Here is a 19,521-nt window from a genome sequence, read left to right as displayed (position 1 = left end):
AGATTGCGCACAGGGCCGTGAAATCGAGTTATCCACAGCCCTGAGCGCAATTTCAAGATTGCCGGCCCGTTTTGTCGGTCTCGCGTTCCAGCATCACGGCATGCGAGAGGTGTTCATCGGCAGTGAGATGCTCAGGCGCGGTGCGCTGACGCGCAGCCAGCTGCGATGGAACTATCGGTCGATCTTTCCCGACGTGTACGTGCCGAAAGCCGGGCCACTTCCCCTGTGGCGCAGGACCATCGGCGCCTGGCTGTGGTCAGGCCGCAACGGCGTGATCGCGGGCAGGGCAGCTGCGGCGCTGCATGGCGCGCAGTGGGTAGCCCACGACGCACCGATCGAGATGCTCTGGCGCAATGCCGCCCACCGGATGGCATCGTCGTTCGGAACGAGCGGATCGACCCAGAAGAGATCGCCGTCGTAGCCGGCGTCCCGGTGACGACACCGCAGCGGACGGCTCTGGATCTGGCGCGACATCTGCCCCGGGATCTGGCTGTTCAGCACCTCGACGCGCTTGCACGAGCCACGGATATCAAGGCAGCCGATGCTCTGCTCCTGGCCGATCGTTATCCGAGAGCCCGGGGACTGCGCCGGGCGGAAGTCGCGCTCGACCTGATGGACGGCGGCGCCCAATCTCCGAGAGAAACCTGGCTTCGGCTGGTCCTCATCGACGGTGGGCTGCCGCGGCCACGCACCCAGATCCGGGTGACCGACGGGTTCAACGAAGCCTTCATCGACATGGGCTACGACGAGCCGATGGTCGGAGCCGACTACGACGGAAAACACCATGCCACTGACCGCCCCCGGTATGTGCACGACATCGGTCGCAACGAGCTGATCGCTCGGCAGGGGTGGATCGACATTCACGTGGTGGCGGAACACAGCAAGGCGTTCATCCTGCATCGCATGCGCGAAGCGTTGAGATTGCGCACAGGGCCGTGAAATCGAGTTATCCACAGCCCTGGGCGCAATCTCAACGCGTGGGCGACCGTGGCGACGCTAGCCCCCAAACCGCTAGAGCAGGTCCCGCGCCGCCGGACACGACATGCAGCGTGGCCCGCCGCGGCCGGTACCCAGCTCCGAAGCCTCGATCGGCAGCACTTCGACGCCCGAATCAGCCAGCCGGGCATTGGTTTCCGAGTTGCGCTCGTAGGCCACCACCACACTGGGCGCCAGGGCCAGGGTGTTGTTGCCGTCGTCCCATTGCTCGCGTTCGGCGGTCACGGGATCGAGCCCGGTGTCGATCACCCGCAGTTGCTCGATCCCCATCGCGTCGGCGGCCGCCTGCACGAAAGGCACCTCGTCGTCGATCCGGATCCCGGCCTCGGTGCGGTGAATGGTGAACGCCGACAACGAGTCCACGATGTTCGGGTACATCACGACCGCGTCGACGTCGACCATGGTGCACACGGTGTCCAGGTGCATCTGGGCGCGCTCCTGCCGGATCGGCACCGCCAGCACGGTATGGGCCAGGTCATCGTCGAACAGGCTGCGCGCCAACGCCTCGGCGCCGGCGGGTGTGGTCCGCTCCCCCACCCCGACCGCGACCACCCCGGGCCCCAGCAGCAGTACGTCGCCGCCCTCGACAGGGGCCGAGCGCGACTCGTAAGCCCGCCGGACGCCGAGGAACCGCGGATGGTGCGCATAGATCAGGTCGGTCAGCGAGGTTTCGCGCACCCGGGCCGGTAGCGCGAGCGAGGTGATGGCCACGCGCGGGCCGATCCAGAATGACGAATCCCTGGTGAACAGGAGATTGGGCAGCGGCTCGATCACGAAATCGCCGCCGTGGTGCATGAGGCGGACCAGGGACAGTTCGGCACCGTGAAAGGGCACCTCGTTGAAGGTCATGCCGGCCATCAGGATGTGTGCCAGATCGACCGGCGGCAGGGTGCGCAGGTAGGCCGAGAGTTCCTGGGCCAGTGGCACACCCAGGCGCCGCGCGTCGACAGCAGCGGAGATGCCGTGCATCCGCGCCGCACCGCTGGCCAGCGCCTCGGTCAGCAGATCGGCCAGCAGCAGCACCTCGACGCCGCGGGAGCGCAGCACCGCCGCGAAGGCGTCGTGCTCACGTTGCGCCTTGGCCACCCACGGCAAGCCGTCGAACAGCAGGGCGTCGTTGTTACGTGGCGTCAGCCGCTGCAACTCCGGCCCCGGCCGGTGCAGGATGACGGCGCGCAGCGTGCCGACCTCAGAATTGGAACCGAACGCCGCAGTCTCCACGCAATGACGTTAACTCAACTATGGTTGAGGTGTATGGAGACGCACGAGTTAACTCCTGGCGAGATGTCGCTCCGCAGCGGCGTGGCGGTGTCGGCACTGCACTTCTACGAGCGCGAGGGCTTGATCGCCAGCCGCCGCACCTCGGGGAACCAGCGCCGATATGCCCGCGAGACGCTGCGCCGCGTGGCATTCATCCGGATGTCGCAACGCCTGGGCATACCGCTGGCCCGCATTCGCGATGCGCTGTCCAGCCTGCCGGACGACCGGATCCCGACGAGCAAGGACTGGGCCAGGCTCTCGGCCGGCTGGCGTCAGGATCTCGACGACCGCATCCTGCACCTACAACGGTTGCGCGACAACCTGACCGGCTGCATCGGCTGCGGCTGCCTGAGCCTCAAGACCTGTCTGCTGACCAACCCCGGCGACGTTCTCGCCGAGCGCGGGCCGGGCGCCTCCCGCCTCTAACGCAATCGAACGTCTGTGCGATACACTCGCGCGCATGGAGCTGGCGTTGCAAGGCTCATTGTTCGAGCACGCTGAACGTCGTCGACTCGGCAACGACGCCTGGGTCGAACTGCGCTCGGGCTGGTTGCCCGATGCCGACTCGCTGTTCGAGGAGTTGATGGACGGGATCCCCTGGCGGTCCGAAGAACGCGAGATGTACGACCGCGTGGTCGCGGTGCCGCGACTGGTCAGCTTTCACGATCTGATCAACGAAGCAGTGCCACACCCCCGGCTCAAGCAGATCCGGCGCAGGCTCAACGACACCTTCGGCGGCGAGCTCGGCGAACCGTTCACCACCGCGGGCCTGTGCCTGTACCGCGACGGCAACGACAGCGTGGCCTGGCACGGCGACACCATCGGCCGCAGCCGCACCGAGGACACCATGGTCGCCATCGTCGGGCTGGGCGCGACAAGGGTTTTCGCACTGCGCCCGCGCGGCGGCGGTCATGCACTGCGGCTACAGCACCGCCACGGCGACCTGTTGGTGATGGGCGGCTCGTGCCAGCGCACCTGGGAGCATTCGATTCCGAAGACCACCAGCCTGGTCGGGCCGCGCATCAGCATCCAGTTCCGCCCGCAAGACGTGCGCTGAGAGTCAGGTCGACCCCGTACTAACCTCTCACACTGGCCACCGCGGTACTGAGCAGGTCGCGGGCCCGCTTGTCGTCCACCGGTGACACCGGCTTGCCCGGCTCCACCAGCGGGTTGGCCGTCACGATCACCAGGAACGTGTCGAAACTGGCGACGTAGTTGTACAACTCGCCGGTGCGCGGCTGGCCACCCACCACGGTCTGCACGATGCGGTGCGTTCCGGTCGTGCGGGCCCCCTCGATCTGTGGGGCTTCGACCACATCCACCTGCCCGCGCATACCGGGGCCCAGGAATTTCACCTGTTTGCACGCCTCGCCCGGGTCGTTCAACTGGACCGGCTCAGAGGTCTCCACGGCCAGCACGATGAACCGGTTGCCCGCCCCTTCGGCCGTGGTGGCGGCCATGTTGCCCTTCAGCCCCTCCGGCAACGCCTGGCCTTCGGCGAACTTCGCGCAATCAGCAGGGTCGACCTTCACCCCGGGCGGCATCTTTTGCGGCGCGAGCATTTTCGGGTCGATCCCGGTCGGGGCGACATCGGACACCTTGAACTCCGGGCCGAAGCTGGAGCGCACCTTGGCGACGTTGGCGATGTTCGCGTTGGCGGAGTTCGACTGGTCAGATTGACCGCAGGCGACCAATCCGGTGGCGCAGGCGAGGACGCCGGCGGCGGCGAGTAAGACGTTGCGGTTCCACATCGCTGGTCAACTTACCTGGCAGTGCCGACTCAGCCGCGTAACGCCGAAACCGTTTTCACCAGCAGGTCGGAGGTGAACGCCCGGTCGAGCGCGGGATTGGGCGATCCGGGGTCGGTGACGACGGTGATGAACAGGTGGTAGCCACCGGTCTCGGAGTTGAGATCGGCGGTGAACGTGTCGGCGTGGGATCGCGTTTCGGTGCCGCCCTCGACGACGGTGGTGACGGCCGTCGCCATCCCGGCGGTCACCGCGCCCTCGACCACCGGAGCCTCGACCGGGGTGACGGTTCCGACCGAATGCCCGCCCGACACACTCCACTGTTCGCACGACGCGTCGGGCCTGGATTCGGCGGGCGGACCCGTCACCTTCGCGACGGCGGCATAGACGATGCCGCCGGGCCCCGATGCCGACCAGCCGCGGGCGGGATCGGTTTCGGGAGCCGCCGGCGCAGCGCATTCCGCGGGGTCGGCCGTCCAGTCCGGGCCGAAGCCCCACAGCGATACCGGGGTGGCATGCGGGTCGAGTCCGACCACCTCGTAACCGGACGGCAGGTCCTGGCGCACGCGGTCGATCCGGGCCGGGTTCACCGTGACGACATTGCCGGTGGTCTGGGGCCCCGACGATGTCGGCGTAGGTTCCGGTGCCGGCCGCGGCCCACATGCTGCGGTGCACACCAGCAGGGCCGCCGCGACGGCGAAAACGCGCACGGCGTTTTGATACCACAGCCCGGGTTTGCTGTCGAGGACGGCCACAGCGCCGCTTGTCAACTTGTTTTTCGCCGCTGACAACACGACAAGTGTTGCGATACAGCGGAATTTAATCGCCGCAGGACTGGTTGCGACAAGCAGGACGTAGGACGATGAGGGGCAGAACAGGTGTACGGATTGACGGGGGCTGTACTGGCCGGCGGCGCACTGTCGGCTCTGGCCCTGGGTTTCCCCGCGACGACCCTGGCCGCGCCGTCGGGGGTCGGATCTGCGCAGGACACGGCAGACGAACTGGAACGTCAGGGCTACGACGTCGTGATCTACCGGGACGGGATGGCGGCGCTGGACCGCTGCACCGTCACGTCGCTGCGCCCGGCGCGCGCTCTCCATCAGACGGTGTACTTGTCGGCGAAGTGCTGACGGCACCCGACCCGAGCGGCCGGACATTTCACTGTGCAAAATGTTGAGCCGTAAGACTGCGGCTTCTGCCAGCCATTTCCCAGTCGAGCGTTTATCGTGCAAATCAGTTGCGCCTCACCGGGGCGTCCAACCGATTGGAGACCGATGACCAGCTCAATGAGGGCCGGCGGGATCGCCATCGCCGCCGTGGCGCTCGGGGTCATGCTGGCCGGCTGCGGCGGCAAGACGGTGACCGGCACGGCAACTGAGGCGACCGGGGCCGGCGGGAGCAGCGAGGCCAGCACCGAACCGACCAAGACCAAGGCCGACGACACCCGTGCCCCCACGGCCGGGCACCAGTACACGATCGTCGACTACATCCGCGACAACAACATCACCGAGACGGCGGTGCACCGCGGCGATCCGGGCACACCCAACCTGGACATGCCGATTCCCGAAGGCTGGGCGGACGCGGGTTCGTCGGCCCCCGAATGGGCCTGGGGCGCAATCGTGTCCACCGACCCGGCGTTTGCCGCAGATCCACCGTCGATCATCGCGCTGATGTCCAAACTGACCGGCGACGTGGACCCGGCCAAGATCCTGGAGTACGCCCCCAACGAGATCCGGAACCTGCCGGGCGATGAGAACCAGGGCGACGGGTCGGCGGACGAACTGAGCGGATTCGAGGCGTATCAGATCGGTGGCACCTACGTGAAGGACGGCGCCACCCGGCTGATCGCCCAGAAGACCGTGGTGATCCCCGCCTCCGACGGGCTGTTTGTGTTGCAGTTCAACGCCGATGGCACCGAGGATCAGATGGGCCCGCTGATGGACGCGACGGCGGCCATCGACGAGCAGACCGTCATCACGCCGTAGGCGACTGCCGGGAGAAGGCCGACGCCGCGGCCACCTGCTCGGGCGTCGGCCGCACCCCCGTGTAACGCTCGAATTGTTCTGCGGCCTGCAGCGCGATCACCTCGGCGCCGGTGATGACCGGTAGACCGGCCGCCCTGGCCGCGGAGATCAGCGGGGTTTCGGCGGGCATGGCCACGACGTCGACCACCGCGCGGGCTGACTCGATGGTGGCGGGGCCGAATGCGCTGCGGTGCTCGTCGGGCCCATCGGCCATCCCGATCGGGGTGACGTTGACCAGGATGGGTGCGGTCAACGTGCCGACCTCTGGTGCATATTCGTAGCCGAGCGTCCCGGCCAGTTCGCGCCCGGCTTCCGCATTGCGCGCGACGACGGTTCCGGTGCGGAATCCCTTGTCCCGCAACGCTGCCCCGACCGCCTTTGCCATGCCGCCACTGCCGCGGATCAGCACGGCATCGCTTGGGTCCAACCGCTCGACGAGCTCCTGCACCGCCAGATAGTCGGTGTTGGAGGCGACCAACCGGCCTCCGGGCACCGACAGATCGTTGACGATGGTGTTCACCGCATCGATCGCCAGGGCCGAAGGTTCGATCTCGTCGACGAGATCCATGACGTCCTTCTTGAACGGCATCGACACCGAACAGCCGCGGATACCCAGCGCCCGCACTCCGCCGATCGCCGCGGCGATATCGGTTGTGGTGAAAGCCTTGTAGAGATAGTCGAGGCCGAGTTCGTCGTAGAGGTAGTTGTGGAACCGGGTGCCGATGTTGCTGGGCCGGGCCGCCAGCGAGATGCACACCCGCGTGTCTTTATTGAGTGGTGGCCTCACTGGCTCACAGCCCGGATCACCTGACGGGTAACGTCTTTGATCTTCGCGGCCAACTCCGGTTCGATGCTCAGCGTATCGACGGCGGGCACGGGGACGTCGGTGAGCACCACACCCAGGTCCTCGCGCTCCCACACTGCGCCGAGCCGGTCCAGGATGCGCCGCATGGCGTAGTTGTCGCTGAGTACCCGTGCCGTAAAGCGCTGTATACCAAGATAATCCGCCGACACCACCAGGGCGTCCATCAGGAACGTGCCGATGCCGCGGCCCTGATAGTCGTCACCGACGGTGAACGCCACCTCCGCTGTCGTCGCGTCGTGACCCTCGCGGACCACGCGGGCATCGGCGACGACCGGCCCGAGGGCACCCTCGGTCATCACCCAGACGAAATGATCGGCGTAGTCGACCTCGAACAGGTACTCCAGCAGGGCCTTGGTCGGCTTGCGCACGGATTGGAAACGCCGGTAGAGGGTTTCGCTGGAGAACTCGACGGGCCCGTTGAGGGTCCGCTCCACGTCGCCGGGCAGTACCGGCCGCAGATAGAACCAGTCGCCGTTGCGCACCCGCACCGGGATGGGGGTGATGAACCCGGCCAGGCGCTGGCGGGCAATGCGCACCAGCCGGTCGAACATCCCTGGCAGGTGCAGGATGAACTCGAACGCCTCGCGGTCACCGACCCAGCCCGTCACCGGTTCGAGGGCGGTCACCGTGGCGGTGCGCGACGCGTCGCGCAGCAGCGCGATCTCACCGATGATCAGGCCCGGCTCCAGATCGGCGACGACAGCCTGACCGTCAGGCCCGTCGTGGACCACCCTGGTGCGCCCGGAGGCGATCAACATGAACGTCAGGGCCGGGTCACCCTGCCGGATCAGCACGTGCCCGGCTGGGACCGACAGGGGCCGCAGCAGGGCGGTCAACGGCGCCAGCACGGACGGCCGGCATCCGGCGAAGAATTCCAGTGCCGCCAGGTCGTCGGCACTGATCTCGGTCAGATCGGCCACAGACCCAGGCTACGGCGCCGCTGCGGGCTCGGTCAGGGCTTGGCGAATCCAGCCTTGGCGAGCGCCTTTTGGCCGGCCTCGCCGGTCACCAGGTCGACGAAACGGTGCGCCAGTTCGGCGTGCTCGGAGTCCTTGAGCACCGCGACGGGATAGGTATTGACGGCCTGGGCCGCTTCGGGGAACGCCACGGACGTGACCTTGTCCCCGGCCCCGGCGGCGTCGGTGACGTAGACCAGGCCGGCGTCGGCCTGTCCGCTGGTCACCTTCCCCAGGACGTCGGTGACCGAGGTCTCCTCGCTCACCGGCGACAGGTTGACGCCGGTGGCCTTCTCGACCTTTTCGGTGGCGCCGCCGCAGGGCACGGGCGGCGCGCACACCACGACGCTAGTGCCCGGCTTGGCCAGATCGGCGAAAGACTTGATGCCCTTGGGGTTTCCCGGGGCGACGGCGATGGTCAGGGTATTGGTCGCGAAGTTGACCGGGTCGCCCTCGACGAGGCCCGCGGTCACCGCTTTGTCCATGTTCCGGGTGTCTGCCGAGGCGAACACGTCTGCGTCGGCGCCCTGGGTGAGCTGGGTGACCAGATCCGAGGATCCGGCGAACGAGAACTCCACCGAGCTGCCCGGGTTGTCGGTCTTGAACCGCTCTCCGATCTCGGTGAACGCCGCCTTCAGCGAGGCCGCGGCGAACACCGTGATCGAGCCGCCCTGGGCCGCACTCGAGGGTTCCGATGCTTTCTCGGCCGAGGTACAGCCGCCGATCAAGGCCGTGGCGGCGAACGCGCTCAAGGCCAGGGCGCACATCCGGGAGCGGGTCATGACTGTCCTTTCGGGGTTTCCACGATGACGGTCGTGGCCTTGACCACCGCGACCGCGATACTGCCGGGGGCCAGGGCGAGCTCACGTACCGACTGACTGCTCATCAGCGACACCACGGTGAACGGGCCGCACTGCATCTCCACCTGAGCCATCACCTCGTCGACGATGACATTGGTGACCAGCCCGGCGAACCGGTTGCGGGCCGAGCTGCCGATGCCGAGCGGATCCTTGGGCGCCGCAGCGGCGTTGGCGCGCGCGAACGCCGCCAGCGCGGCCCCGTCGATCACCTTGCGCCCGGAGCCATCGAGATGGGCCGGCAGCGATCCGTCGTCGATCCAGCGCCGAACGGTGTCGTCACTGACCCCGAGCAATTCGGCCGCCTCGCGGACCCGGATGTCTGGCACCGCGACAGCGTATCGACACCACCCCCGGTCAACAACCGCAAATGCAGGGATATCGGCCGATATCAGCCGCACATGCGGGTCTTGACCGCCCCTCTCTTCGACTGCTAAGCAGGTGCTCAGCATTTCGACGACGAAGGGAACCATATGGCACTGCAGACGGTTTTGGAAGAGCTCCGCAACCGACCCGGCACGGGCGAGACCATTCCGGTCATCGACCCCGCGACCGAGGAGCAGATCACCGAGTTCCGCGACTGCGGGCCCGACGCGGTCAACGAGGCAGTGGCCGCCGCGAAGACCGCCTATCAGTCCGGGGTCTGGACCGACATCCCGGCCCGCCAGCGCGCCAAGGCGCTGTGGAAGCTGGGCGATCTCATCGACGAGCACGCCAAGGCATTCGCCGAACTGGAGTCGTTGGACGCCGGGATGCCCCCGATGCAGGCGGAGATGATCGTTTCCACCTGCGCGGAGTTCTTCCGCTACTACGCGGGCTGGTGTACCAAGATCAACGGCAGCAGCTACCAGGTGCAGATGGAGGGCGGCGTCAACAGCAACTACTCCAACCTGCATGCCTACACCACCAAGGAGCCGTACGGCGTGGTGGGCCTGATCTACCCGTGGAACGGCCCACTGTTCAACGCCTGCGCCAAGATCGCGCCCGCCCTGGCCGCCGGTTGCTCCACTGTCGTCAAGCCCGCCGAAGAGACCCCACTGTCGGCGGTGCTGTTGGAGCGGCTGATCGGTGAGGCCGGCGTGCCGGACGGCGTGGCAAACTTCGTGATCGGCTACGGCGCCACCGCGGGTGCCGCGATCACCGCGCACCCCGATGTGGAGAAGGTGGCCTTCACCGGCTCGACCGAGGTCGGCAAGCAGATCATGCGGGACTCGGCGGACAACCTGAAGAAGGTGACCCTGGAGCTGGGCGGCAAGTCCCCGGTGCTGATCTACGAAGATGCCGACCTCGACATGGCAATCATGATGGCCTCGATGGGCATCTTCGTGCACTCAGGCCAGGGCTGCGTGTGTGGATCACGAATCTTCGTGCAGCGCAGCGTCTATGAACGCGTTGTGCAGGGCATCGCGATGATCGGGGACAACCTGGTGCTGGGCGGCCCCAAGGACGAGGGCGCGATGATCAGCCCGCTGGTCAGCCAGAAGCAGCTCGACCGCGTGCTGGGGTACATCGACCAGGGCAAGCGTGACGGTGCCGAAATCGTTTCCGGTGGCTACCGATTGGACCGCAAGGGGTACTTCGTCAAGCCCACCGTGGTCACCAACATCGACCCCGCCACCAGCCGGCTGTACAAGGAGGAGATCTTCGGCCCCGTCGTCACCATCCTGCCGTTCGACGACGACGACGAAGCCATCGCGATGGCCAACGACACCAGCTATGGCCTGGCCGCCACCGTCTGGACTACGAACCTGGCCCGCGCGCACAGCCTGGGCAGGCGCCTGCAGGCCGGCATGGTGGGGCTGAACTGCCAGTTGACGTTCGACCACAACGTGCCGTTCGGCGGCTACAAGCAGTCGGGCATGGGCAAGGAGTTCGGCTACGAGGGCATCGACGCCTACCTGAAGACCAAGTCGATCTGGGCGCAGCTGTAGCCGAACAACTTTCGGTCACACCGAGAATTGGATGGCGGCGAGCTCGAGGGCCTTGCCCTCGAGCCGCTGACCCAGATAGATCTCGGCCTGCATGAGCCTCTCGCAGTGCCATCGGATGTCCTCGGCATGCTCACGGGAGGCTGTGTAGCGCACCGCCATGGTGCTGACGTCGATGCGGCGGGTGTCGCGCACCTTGAGGTCCTCGGAGACCTTGAAGCCCTCCTCCTCGGCGGCCGCGATCGCCTCAAGCACCTGCCCCACGGCCAGCCGGATGTCCCGGCAGCCGTTCTCGGCGATTTCGGAGGCCTCACGCTGGATGTCCCCCTGCTTGCGCACCACGACAGCGTCGGCACTGACCTGTTCACCCGCGGTCTCACCGGCGGCACCCGACCACTCCGCCCCACCCGGCGCGTGCACGTTCTGCCGATGCCACTCGAACAGTTCTTCCGATTCGGCAGCCAACTGGCGCCAGCGCGCGGCAGCGTCCGCGAGATATGTTGTGTCCCAGCCTTCTAACTGAGAACGGGTCAGTGCTCCACCAGGCTGACCCGCGTCGGGAAGATCATTCACATCAACTCCGCCAGGCCCCCGGCGTGTTGCTCGTCGACGGCGGCGTATTGCAGCGCGGCCGCGGACAGGTGCCCCGCCTGCGCGCTGACGCGCCCCGCCTGGGACGTTCGCGCGGTGATCACCGCGTCGTCCATCGCCGAGACGCCGGTGCTACTCGGGTAGCCCCCGGCATCGGGACGGGCATGCGAAACCCCCAATTCGGTAGCGATCATCTCGCTGCTAGTGGCCCCCGCCCGAAGCGCCCCCGGGTCCACTCTCAGATCGTTTGCCATAGCAATCCCCCAACTGGCCAATCTGCTCCCCGAGGCTAACCGAATCGGCTGGGTTGAGCCCAGGGGCTGAGCAAGTATGCCATTGCGAACTGGCGTCGACCAAGAGCGGGGCGGACTCCCGTTGTCCACCAACCGGCCATCAACCGGCCATCGTCAAGCCCCCACTGACACTGAGGACTTGGCCAGTAATGAAGCTGGCATCGTCGGAGGCGAAGAAGAGCACGGCCTTGGCGACCTCCCCCGGTTCCGCGAGCCGGCGGAAGGGGATGGCCCTGATCAGCCCTTCGCGGACCTTGTCCGGAAGCGAATGGAACAGCGGTGTGTCTGTCGGTCCAGGGCAAACACAGTTGACGTTGATCTGATGGCGGGCCATCTCGCGCGCGAGCGACTTGGTGAAGGCGATCAACCCGCCCTTGGTGCCGGCGTACACCGTCTCCCCCAGACTGCCCACTCGCCCGGCATCACTGGCAATGTTGACGATCTTTGCCACACCTCCCTCGGCGAGGATGGTTTCGAGAAAGGCGTGGGTGAGCCGGACGGGTCCGAGAAAGTTCACCGCGACCAACGCCTGCCAGAGCGTGTCGTCGTTGGACATGAAGGGCTCGACCCGGTCGAAGCCCGCTGCGTTGACGATGACGGCGGGCGTTCCGTGTGCGGCCACGACGTCGTCGCGCAGTGTGCTCACCGCCTTCGGGTCGGCCAGGTCGACGACGTGGGCGGTGGCGTTCACACGGCCCTGGACGGCCTGGGCGAGGCCCGCTTCGTCCCGGTCGACCGCAGCGACGGTGGCGCCGGCCTCGGCCAGCGCGGTCGCGACGGCGCGGCCGATCCCTGATGCCGCACCCGTGACGACGGCGACTTTGTTGTCGAATCGCATTACCTGACCTCTCGATCTGCGGTGATGTGGACGCTGATGCCACTATCGGCCGTCCGACACCGAAAATCAACCGAACGGTCGATAATTGACTTATGTGGTCGAAAAACCGTAGCTTCGGTTGAACAGAGCGCGTGCAGGCCGTGCGTGCCGACAGGAGGGACACCCACCATGGATTTCTCTGACTACCAACAGTTGACGGTGACCCGCCGCGACAACGGCGTCCTGCTGATCACGCTCAACCGGCCGGAGAAGTACAACGCCGCCGACGAGGGCATGCACACCGAGTTGGCCAACATCTGGAAGGACGTGGCAGCCGACCCGCAGACCCGGGTCGCGGTGATCACCGGCGCGGGCAAGGCGTTCAGCGCAGGCGGCGATCTGGCCATGGTCGAGCGGATGGCCGGCGACTACGACCGGGTGTCCCACATGCTCGGCGAGATGAGCGATCTGGTCTACAACATGATCAACTGCGACAAGCCGATCGTGTCCGCGATCAACGGTGTCGCGGTCGGGGCCGGTGCCGTGGCAGCCCTGCTGGCCGACGTCGCGATCATCGCCGAGGACGCCCGGATCGGCGACGGGCACGTCAAGCTCGGCGTGGCCGCCGGCGATCATGCCGCCATCATCTGGCCACTGCTGGCCGGCACGGCAAAGGCGAAGTACTACTTGATGACCGGCGAGATGATCGGCGGCATCGAGGCCGAGCGGATCGGCATGGTCGCCAAGGCTCTTCCGCGCGAGGAGGTTCTGGACGAAGCCCTGCGGATCGCCGACAACCTGGCCACCGGAGCCCAACAGGCGATCCGGCTGACCAAGCGTGCGCTCAACAACTGGTTGCGCAACGCCGGCCCGATCTTCGACCAGTCCGCGGCCTACGAGATGTTGACCTTCCTCGGACCGGACGTGGTGGAGGGTTACACCGCTCTGCGGGAAAAGCGCGCGCCGCACTTCCCGTCGGCTCAGTAGAACAGGCACAGGGCACGGTCGACGATCGCGGCACGCAGTTCTGCGCGATCGTCATCGTGCATCCCCGGACCGATCCAGACCGAGGACTGGTTCAGCACGCCGTGCAGGCACTGCAAAGCGACATTGACGTCGGGACAGGTGAATTCACCACCGGCCACACCCTGCTCCACCACCCGGCGGAACACCGCGTCATGGCGGCGGCGCATGTCCTTCATCGGCTCGTCGAAGACCTCCGGCCAGCCCCGCGGCCACGAGAACACCGCGGCCACCTCGGGTGCGGTCTCGGTGAGGATGCGAATCTGCTCATCGATCAGGGCCGCCAGGTGCTCACGGGCACCTGCCTCCCCGATGGCATCCTCACGGGCCCCGAGCCGCTGTAGCACTTCTTCGGTCAGGGTCTCCAGCGCAGCGGCAACCAGGGCATCCTTGGACGAAAAGTAGTGGTAGAGAGTGGCCTTGGCGATGTCGGTCTGTTCGGCGACATCTTCCAGGCTCATCCCCTGGTATCCGGATTCGGTGAGGATCCGGGTGGCCGTCTTGACGATCTCGGCCTTGCGCCGGTCACGACGGCGCGCCACGCGACTGGAGCCCGCGGACTGATCCTCCACGGCCCCATCCTAATGGCCGCGGTCGATTATCCGACCAACCGGACGGGCAATCGAAACATCGACGTCAGTCCGCCAATCCCGGTCCACTCTTGCCTGGTACCCATTGGTACCGTAACTTGTTGATCAACAAGTTAGTGGATCGACGGGAGTACACCGTGGAAGAGACGATGCTGGCGCTGGTCGGCGGCGCCGGGCCCGACTGGGAGCGACGCGAGGTGGGCGTACCGACCGCGGGCCCGGGCCAGGTGTTGATCAAAGTTCACGCCGCCGCCCTGAATCGGGCCGACCTCTACATGCTCGAAGGCTCCTACAGCCCGAACACGAAGACGACCAACGTATTCACCGCGGGTCTGGAGTCGGCCGGCGTGATCGTCGCCGTCGGCGAGGGCGTGGATTCGGTGAAGGTCGGCGACCGGGTCGCGGCGGCCGGCCTGGGGGCGTTCGCCGAGTACGTCCTCCAGGATGCCCGGCACGTCATCGCCGTGCCTGCGGCACTGACCTGGATCGACGCCGCTGCACTACCGGTGGGCTTGGCGACCGAGCATGACGCGCTGGTCACCCAGGGCGGCTTCACCCCCGGCATGAATGTCCTGATCGTCGGCGCGACCACCGCGATCGGACTCATCGCCGTGCAGATGGCGAAGGCACTCGGCGCATCACGAGTGACAGCGACCACGACCTCGGAAGCCAAGAAGACGGCACTGACAGCCGCCGGTGCCGACGTCGCCATCGACACCCGCAGTGAGAACCTGGCCGAGGCAGTGCTGGCCGCAACCGGCGGCGCCGGGGTGGACATCGTCCTCGACCACGTCGGCGGCCAGTTGTTCGCCGACGCCTTCTCGGCCACCCGAGTCGGCGGCACGGTCATCAACATCGGGCGGCTGGCCGGCTCACAATCCAACATCGACCTCAATGCCCTGGCGTTCCGGCGTCTGCGCGTGCTGGGCACGACGTTCAGCGTCCGTACTCCCGATGAGCTCGCATCGGTATGTGCCGCACTGAAACCCGAGATCCTGCCCGCGGTCGCCGATGGGCGCATCCGCCCGGTCGTCGACCGGGTCTTCGATTTCGATGACGCCGTCAAGGCCGCGGATTACCTACGCACCAACACTGCTGTCGGGAAAGTCGTACTGGCAGTGGGTGCGCGATGATCCCCCGCACCCAGGAGGTCCGCCGCGCCGAGGCCGAGCACCGGCTCATCACCGCGGCCGCCGAGATGGTCGGCGAGGTCGGACCGGCCAATGTCACGTTGGCCAACGTCGGTCAGCGGGCGGGCTACAGCCGCGGGTTGGCCACCCACCACTTCGGTTCCAAAGGTGCGTTGATGCAGCGACTGGTCGAGGCGGTCACCCACCAGTTCCGCGACGCCATGTTCGACCAGGGTGAGTCCGACGATCCCCTCGCCGAACTGCGCGCACTGATCGACATCTACTTCGACGTCGTCGCCGACATGCAACCGGTCAACCGGGCGCGGCTGGTGCTGTGGGCCGACGCGGTCGCCAACCCCGCCGAGGACACCCGCGCCCTGATGGTGGCTGCCGACCGCGAGTTCCGGGAGGGCATCGAGAAACGCATCGAAGTCGCGGTGGCGACGAGGCAGGTCCCCGATTCGGTTCACCCCCACGGGCTCGCCACCGTCGTCGTCGCCATGCTGCGCGGGGTCGCGCTGCAAGCCCTCATCGATGACGACGTCGACCTCGACGCCGCCCGCCATGAGATCGAATCCCTCCTCGTCCAGCGCCTCACCACCGAGCAGAAAGCAGGTCAATCATGAGCCGGATCTTCGGCAACATCACCCAGATCGCCTACGTCGTGCGCGACATCCACGCCTCCATGGACAACTGGGTCCGCCACGGCGTCGGCCCCTGGTTCTACATCGATGATGTCCAGACCGACTACTTCCGCTACCGCGGCCAGGACTCCGACATGAAGATGAGCGTCGCGATCGCCAACAGCGGCGACATGCAGATCGAACTCATCCAGCCACGCAACGATGCGCCGTCGGTCTACAAGGACTTTCTCGATTCCGGTCGCGAAGGCGCCCAACACATCGCCTACTGGACCACCGAGTTCCAGGACCTGTACGACCGCGCCCTGGCGGCCGGCTACACCGTGGCTCAGGAAGGCAGCATCGGCGGTGAGCAAGGCCGGTTCGCCTACCTGGACACCGAATTCGACCAGGGCACCGTCATCGAGATTAGTGACATCAGCGGCCCCAAGGGGCAGATGTTCGCCTACGTCCGCGACGTCGCCGCCGACTGGGACGGCACCGATCCGATTCGAGTTCTCGGATGACCGCCGACGCCATCCCGTACCCGGATCTGGATACCCTCACACCGGAACTGCGGCAAGCGGTCACGGACCGGGCATCGCTGAACATCTTCCGGATGATCACCCACACCCCAGGTCTGGCACCCGGCTTCCTCACGATGGCAAAGGACCTGCTGCAACACAATTCGCTGCCACCCACCTGGCGAGAGCTGTGCATCCTCCGCGTCGGGCACCGCTACGAATCCGTCTACGAGGTCTACCAACACGACCTCATCGGCAAAGCGGTCGGCCTCACCGATGCAGGTCTGGCCGCCGCGAAGACCGGATCGCCCGACGAACTCGACGACGATCATGCCGCGATCATGCGGCTGACCGATCTCCTGTTGGACGAGCACACACTCGAGGGCCCGCATCTGGCCGAGGCCCGAAAGCTACTGACCCTCAACCAGCTTGCCGATCTGGTGCTCACCGTCGGCTTCTATCAACTGGTGTGCAATTTCCTCAACACCTTTCAGGTCCGACCCGAGAGCGAGGGCGATGACCGATGAAGGTCCACCACCTCAACTGCGGCACCATGGACGTGCCCGGCGCTCCGCTGGTGTGCCACGTGCTGCTCGTCGAGACCGACAGCGGCCTCGTGCTCGTCGACAGTGGTTTCGGTTCGCACGACTGCGACGAACCTGCCCGGCGCATCGGGCCCTTCCGCCACGTCGTCCGCCCGCGGCTGCTGCACGACGAGACCGCGGCCCGTCACCTCGAGGCGCTGGGCTTCGCGCGTGAAGATGTCCGCCACATCGTGATCACGCACTTCGATCTCGATCACATCGGCGGCATCTCCGACTTCCCGCACGCACAGATTCACCTCACCGCGATCGAGGCCCTCGGCGCGGTACACGCACCGTCCTTTCGTGAGCGGCTGCGCTACCGAAATCCACAGTGGGCGCACGGACCGCGCTTGGTCGAACACGGCCTAGGTGGGGAATCGTGGCGCGGATTCGCCGCCGCCCGACCGCTCGACGAGATCGACCCCGGCATCGTGCTGATCCCCATGCCCGGCCACACCCGCGGCCACGCGGCCGTCGCCGTCGACGCCGGCCATCGCTGGATACTGCACTGCGGCGACACCTTCTACCATCCCGGATCCATCACCGGCGGAGCCCGGGTGCCCTTCATCCTGCGGGCGCAAGAAGAGCTTGTCGCCTTTGACCGCAAGCAACTTCACGCGAACCAGGAACGAATCGCCGAACTGTACCGGCGCCACGATCCCGATCTCCTCATCGTGTGTTCACACGACCCCAGTCTGTACGAGCTGGCCCGCGACACCGCCTGACCGTCCTGTCACTTTCGCGTGCGCGGCTCAGTAGGACCGGTCACGCTCCAACTGGACATGATGCTCAATGCCTGCGCGGACGGGGAATTCGGTTCGGCGGTGTACCCGACGAGCGAAAGCCCCGGTGCCGCGGAGACTTCGAAGACGTTGTAGGTGAGCGTGAGATCACCGAACTCGGGATGGCCGAACCGCTTGACGCCGTTCCGGTGTGCGGTCACGTTGTGGGCCGCCCACCGGGTACGGAACTCGACACTCTGCGTGGCCAGTTCCCCGACGATCTGCGTGATGGCCGCGGAATGCGGATCCCTGGCCGCCTCGGCCTGCAGCAGGCCCACCGCTTCGTCGGCGCTGCGCTGCCATTCTGGAAACACCTGCGCGGCAGCCGAATCGAAGAAGATGAACCTGGCGAAGTTGGGCCGCCCGACTGCCCTGTCGTACAGGGGTGAATACAGCAGCCGGCCCAGCGGGTTCGCGGCCAGAATGTCGAGGTTTCCGTCGAGCACGATGGCCGGAGAGCCGGCCATGCCATCTATCAAGGCCTGAACGCCCTCGGGCAGCTTCTTGACCGAGGCCCGTTTGTTCCGCGCCGGCGTATGCGTCCCGGCTCCGGCCCGCACGAGGTTGAAGAAGTGCACCGCCTCGTCGTCGGAGAGCCGCAAAGCCCGGCTGATCGCCTGCAGAACCTCGTCGGACACGCCCGCGACATTGCCCCGCTCGATCTGCGTGTAGTACTCGGTGCTCACCCCGGCGAGCTGCGCGGCCTCCTCGCGCCGCAAGCCGGGCACCCGGCGTCGCACGCCAGGGGCCAGCCCGACCTGCTCGGGAGTGATTCTCGCGCGTCGCGTCATCAGGAACTCCCTGATGTCCTTCGCGATATCCATGCCCCAACCCTAGGGAAAGACCGCGGCCGCAGGGAGGGGTTGCCAGTACCCCCTATAAGCAGCGTCTCCCCTACCGCATCAGCAAGCTCGTAGCGTCGGTTACAGAGAGATTCGCCCAACGGAAATGAGGTCACCGAGATGTCCGATGACAACGCAGCACAGAAAGCGTTCGACGGTTTCGTCCAGTTGTGGACCACCGCGACGACGGCGGGTCGTCGCGCGCCCGTTCTCCGCCGTCCCGACGAGGTCGGCCTGGAGTACGAGGACGTGGTCTTCCCGTCGATGGACGGTGTGCCGCTTGAAGGCTGGTTCATCCCCGCGGACTCCGACCGGCTGATCATTCACAACCACTTCCTGCCCGGCAACCGCTACGGTTACCCGGGTCATCTGCCCGAGTTCGGTGGTCTGGGCGGCTTCGAGGTGAACTTCTTGCCCGAGTACAAGGCGCTGCACGATGCGGGCTACAACGTGCTGGCCTACGACATCCGCAACCACGGCATGAGCGGGCAGGGCAACGGCGGTATCGCCGGTATCGGGCTGACCGAGTACCGCGACGTCATCGGATCGCTGCGCTACGCCGCGGCCCGCCCGGACACGAAGGGCATGAAGAAGGTACTGCTGTCGGTGTGTCTGGGTGCGGACTCCACCGCGGTCGCCTGGTCGAAGCACCCGGAGGAGTTCTCCGAGGTTCAGGCCATGGTGATGCTGCAACCCGTGTCCGGCAGTTACATCGTCGAAGAGTTCGTCAAGGGCATCGGCATGGAGGACGGCTACGCCAAGTTCGACAAGGCCGTCCACGAGCGCACCGGGTTCCACCTGTCGGAGCAGTCCCCGCTGGAGCACGTGAAGGCCGTGACGGTGCCGACGCTGGTGGCCCAGGTTCACGACGACGTCATGACGCGACCGCAGGACGTGCAGGACATCTTCGACGCCATCCCGGTCCAAGAGAAGGACCTGCACTGGATCACCGGAACCGACCGCCGATTCGACGGCTACAACTACTTCGGCGTGCACCCGGAGGTTCCGATCGAATGGTTCGACAAGCACGTCAAGTGATCCCAGGGCCCATTTTCGCTGACACTCGTCATTGACGAGTGTCAGCGATTGTG

At 66.5% G+C, this 19,521-nt stretch carries 24 protein-coding genes and 1 pseudogene; 13 read left to right on the top strand and 12 right to left on the bottom strand.

Annotation, left to right across the window (positions count from 1 at the left end):
- Positions 1-100: 100 nt before the first annotated feature.
- Positions 101-939: pseudogene (locus ACNQVK_RS11195) on the top strand (hypothetical protein).
- A 72-nt stretch (positions 940-1,011) separates the two neighbouring features.
- On the opposite strand, the gene arcA reads toward ACNQVK_RS11195, so the two are convergent.
- Complete coding sequence (gene arcA, locus ACNQVK_RS11190; protein ID WP_418029573.1) at positions 1,012-2,217, bottom strand: arginine deiminase; 1,206 nt, start codon at positions 2,215-2,217, stop codon at positions 1,012-1,014.
- Between the two features lie 33 nt (positions 2,218-2,250).
- Between arcA and soxR the strand changes: the two genes are divergently transcribed.
- Complete coding sequence (gene soxR, locus ACNQVK_RS11185) at positions 2,251-2,682, top strand: redox-sensitive transcriptional activator SoxR (RefSeq protein ID WP_090427453.1); 432 nt, start codon at positions 2,251-2,253, stop codon at positions 2,680-2,682.
- Between the two features lie 34 nt (positions 2,683-2,716).
- Complete coding sequence (locus tag ACNQVK_RS11180) at positions 2,717-3,313, top strand: alpha-ketoglutarate-dependent dioxygenase AlkB (protein ID WP_418029572.1); 597 nt, start codon at positions 2,717-2,719, stop codon at positions 3,311-3,313.
- Positions 3,314-3,332: 19 nt separating this feature from the next.
- Here the strand turns inward: ACNQVK_RS11180 and ACNQVK_RS11175 are convergent, their stop codons facing one another.
- Both ACNQVK_RS11175 and ACNQVK_RS11170 read right to left on the bottom strand, forming a co-directional pair.
- Entirely contained in the window at positions 3,333-4,007 is a 675-nt protein-coding gene (locus ACNQVK_RS11175) for a DUF5642 family protein (RefSeq protein WP_418029571.1), read from the bottom strand.
- Positions 4,008-4,036: 29 nt separating this feature from the next.
- Positions 4,037-4,714, bottom strand: a complete 678-nt coding sequence (locus ACNQVK_RS11170) for a DUF5642 family protein (protein WP_418029570.1) — start codon at positions 4,712-4,714, stop codon at positions 4,037-4,039.
- A 168-nt stretch (positions 4,715-4,882) separates the two neighbouring features.
- Here ACNQVK_RS11170 and ACNQVK_RS11165 point away from each other — a divergent pair, with 168 nt between their 5' ends.
- Positions 4,883-5,134: a hypothetical protein gene (locus ACNQVK_RS11165; protein WP_418029569.1), complete on the top strand. Its 252-nt coding sequence runs from the start codon at positions 4,883-4,885 to the stop codon at positions 5,132-5,134.
- Positions 5,135-5,278: 144 nt separating this feature from the next.
- A complete protein-coding gene (locus ACNQVK_RS11160) occupies positions 5,279-5,989 on the top strand; it encodes an LpqN/LpqT family lipoprotein (protein ID WP_418029568.1) in 711 nt (236 codons plus the stop codon).
- On the opposite strand, the gene ACNQVK_RS11155 is transcribed toward ACNQVK_RS11160, so the two are convergent.
- The 4 genes from ACNQVK_RS11155 to ACNQVK_RS11140 are packed head-to-tail and all read right to left on the bottom strand — an operon-like array spanning position 5,979 to position 9,035.
- Entirely contained in the window at positions 5,979-6,815 is an 837-nt protein-coding gene (locus ACNQVK_RS11155) for a shikimate 5-dehydrogenase (RefSeq protein ID WP_418029567.1), read from the bottom strand. The two genes, ACNQVK_RS11160 and ACNQVK_RS11155, sit on opposite strands and share 11 nt — an antisense overlap.
- On the bottom strand, positions 6,812-7,813 hold the full coding sequence (locus ACNQVK_RS11150) for a GNAT family N-acetyltransferase (protein ID WP_418029566.1): 1,002 nt from the start codon (positions 7,811-7,813) through the stop codon (positions 6,812-6,814). Before ACNQVK_RS11150 ends, ACNQVK_RS11155 begins: the two co-directional genes overlap by 4 nt.
- Before the next feature lie 32 nt (positions 7,814-7,845).
- Positions 7,846-8,631 (bottom strand): molybdate ABC transporter substrate-binding protein, encoded by a 786-nt coding sequence (gene modA, locus ACNQVK_RS11145; protein WP_418029565.1) that lies wholly within the window; start codon positions 8,629-8,631, stop codon positions 7,846-7,848.
- On the bottom strand, positions 8,628-9,035 hold the full coding sequence (locus ACNQVK_RS11140; protein WP_418029564.1) for a TOBE domain-containing protein: 408 nt from the start codon (positions 9,033-9,035) through the stop codon (positions 8,628-8,630). Before ACNQVK_RS11140 ends, modA begins: the two co-directional genes overlap by 4 nt.
- A gap of 144 nt (positions 9,036-9,179) precedes the next feature.
- On the opposite strand from ACNQVK_RS11140, the gene ACNQVK_RS11135 reads away from it, so the two are divergent.
- Positions 9,180-10,637 carry an aldehyde dehydrogenase family protein gene (locus ACNQVK_RS11135; protein WP_418029563.1) on the top strand — a complete coding sequence of 486 codons (1,458 nt, stop codon included), beginning with the start codon at positions 9,180-9,182 and terminating at the stop codon, positions 10,635-10,637.
- A 15-nt stretch (positions 10,638-10,652) separates the two neighbouring features.
- Here the strand turns inward: ACNQVK_RS11135 and ACNQVK_RS11130 are convergent, their stop codons facing one another.
- The 3 genes from ACNQVK_RS11130 to ACNQVK_RS11120 all read right to left on the bottom strand — a co-directional run bounded on the left by ACNQVK_RS11130 (position 10,653) and on the right by ACNQVK_RS11120 (position 12,356).
- Positions 10,653-11,099, bottom strand: a complete 447-nt coding sequence (locus tag ACNQVK_RS11130; RefSeq protein ID WP_418029562.1) for a hypothetical protein — start codon at positions 11,097-11,099, stop codon at positions 10,653-10,655.
- 104 nt (positions 11,100-11,203) lie between these two features.
- On the bottom strand, positions 11,204-11,479 hold the full coding sequence (locus tag ACNQVK_RS11125; protein ID WP_418029561.1) for a hypothetical protein: 276 nt from the start codon (positions 11,477-11,479) through the stop codon (positions 11,204-11,206).
- Positions 11,480-11,618: 139 nt separating this feature from the next.
- Positions 11,619-12,356 carry an SDR family NAD(P)-dependent oxidoreductase gene (locus tag ACNQVK_RS11120; RefSeq protein ID WP_418029560.1) on the bottom strand — a complete coding sequence of 246 codons (738 nt, stop codon included), beginning with the start codon at positions 12,354-12,356 and terminating at the stop codon, positions 11,619-11,621.
- A gap of 168 nt (positions 12,357-12,524) precedes the next feature.
- Here ACNQVK_RS11120 and ACNQVK_RS11115 point away from each other — a divergent pair, with 168 nt between their 5' ends.
- On the top strand, positions 12,525-13,322 hold the full coding sequence (locus ACNQVK_RS11115; protein WP_418029559.1) for an enoyl-CoA hydratase/isomerase family protein: 798 nt from the start codon (positions 12,525-12,527) through the stop codon (positions 13,320-13,322).
- Here ACNQVK_RS11115 and ACNQVK_RS11110 read toward each other — a convergent pair.
- Positions 13,316-13,930, bottom strand: coding sequence for a TetR/AcrR family transcriptional regulator (locus ACNQVK_RS11110; RefSeq protein WP_418029558.1), 615 nt, complete (start codon positions 13,928-13,930; stop codon positions 13,316-13,318). The two genes, ACNQVK_RS11115 and ACNQVK_RS11110, sit on opposite strands and share 7 nt — an antisense overlap.
- Positions 13,931-14,049: 119 nt before the next feature.
- Between ACNQVK_RS11110 and ACNQVK_RS11105 the strand changes: the two genes are divergently transcribed.
- From ACNQVK_RS11105 to ACNQVK_RS11085, 5 genes are read left to right on the top strand one after another with little or no spacing between them, the layout of a single operon-like run.
- Positions 14,050-15,081, top strand: coding sequence for a quinone oxidoreductase family protein (locus tag ACNQVK_RS11105; RefSeq protein WP_418029557.1), 1,032 nt, complete (start codon positions 14,050-14,052; stop codon positions 15,079-15,081).
- The gene (locus ACNQVK_RS11100; protein ID WP_418029556.1) at positions 15,078-15,704 is read left to right on the top strand and encodes a TetR/AcrR family transcriptional regulator; all 627 of its coding nucleotides are present in this window, start codon (positions 15,078-15,080) and stop codon (positions 15,702-15,704) included. The genes ACNQVK_RS11105 and ACNQVK_RS11100 overlap by 4 nt, the downstream gene beginning before the upstream one ends.
- Positions 15,701-16,225 carry a VOC family protein gene (locus ACNQVK_RS11095; protein WP_418029555.1) on the top strand — a complete coding sequence of 175 codons (525 nt, stop codon included), beginning with the start codon at positions 15,701-15,703 and terminating at the stop codon, positions 16,223-16,225. The genes ACNQVK_RS11100 and ACNQVK_RS11095 overlap by 4 nt, the downstream gene beginning before the upstream one ends.
- Positions 16,222-16,749 carry a carboxymuconolactone decarboxylase family protein gene (locus tag ACNQVK_RS11090; RefSeq protein WP_418029554.1) on the top strand — a complete coding sequence of 176 codons (528 nt, stop codon included), beginning with the start codon at positions 16,222-16,224 and terminating at the stop codon, positions 16,747-16,749. Before ACNQVK_RS11095 ends, ACNQVK_RS11090 begins: the two co-directional genes overlap by 4 nt.
- On the top strand, positions 16,746-17,531 hold the full coding sequence (locus ACNQVK_RS11085) for an MBL fold metallo-hydrolase (RefSeq protein WP_418029553.1): 786 nt from the start codon (positions 16,746-16,748) through the stop codon (positions 17,529-17,531). Before ACNQVK_RS11090 ends, ACNQVK_RS11085 begins: the two co-directional genes overlap by 4 nt.
- Before the next feature lie 8 nt (positions 17,532-17,539).
- Here the strand turns inward: ACNQVK_RS11085 and ACNQVK_RS11080 are convergent, their stop codons facing one another.
- The gene (locus tag ACNQVK_RS11080) at positions 17,540-18,412 is read right to left on the bottom strand and encodes a helix-turn-helix domain-containing protein (protein WP_418029552.1); all 873 of its coding nucleotides are present in this window, start codon (positions 18,410-18,412) and stop codon (positions 17,540-17,542) included.
- A 138-nt stretch (positions 18,413-18,550) separates the two neighbouring features.
- On the opposite strand from ACNQVK_RS11080, the gene ACNQVK_RS11075 reads away from it, so the two are divergent.
- Complete coding sequence (locus tag ACNQVK_RS11075; protein ID WP_418029551.1) at positions 18,551-19,468, top strand: alpha/beta hydrolase family protein; 918 nt, start codon at positions 18,551-18,553, stop codon at positions 19,466-19,468.
- Positions 19,469-19,521: the final 53 nt, after the last annotated feature.

It is taken from the genome of Mycobacterium sp. 134 (genome assembly GCF_048282715.1).
Taxonomy (GTDB): domain Bacteria; phylum Actinomycetota; class Actinomycetes; order Mycobacteriales; family Mycobacteriaceae; genus Mycobacterium; species Mycobacterium septicum.
This window is presented reverse-complemented; position numbering and strand designations above follow the sequence as displayed.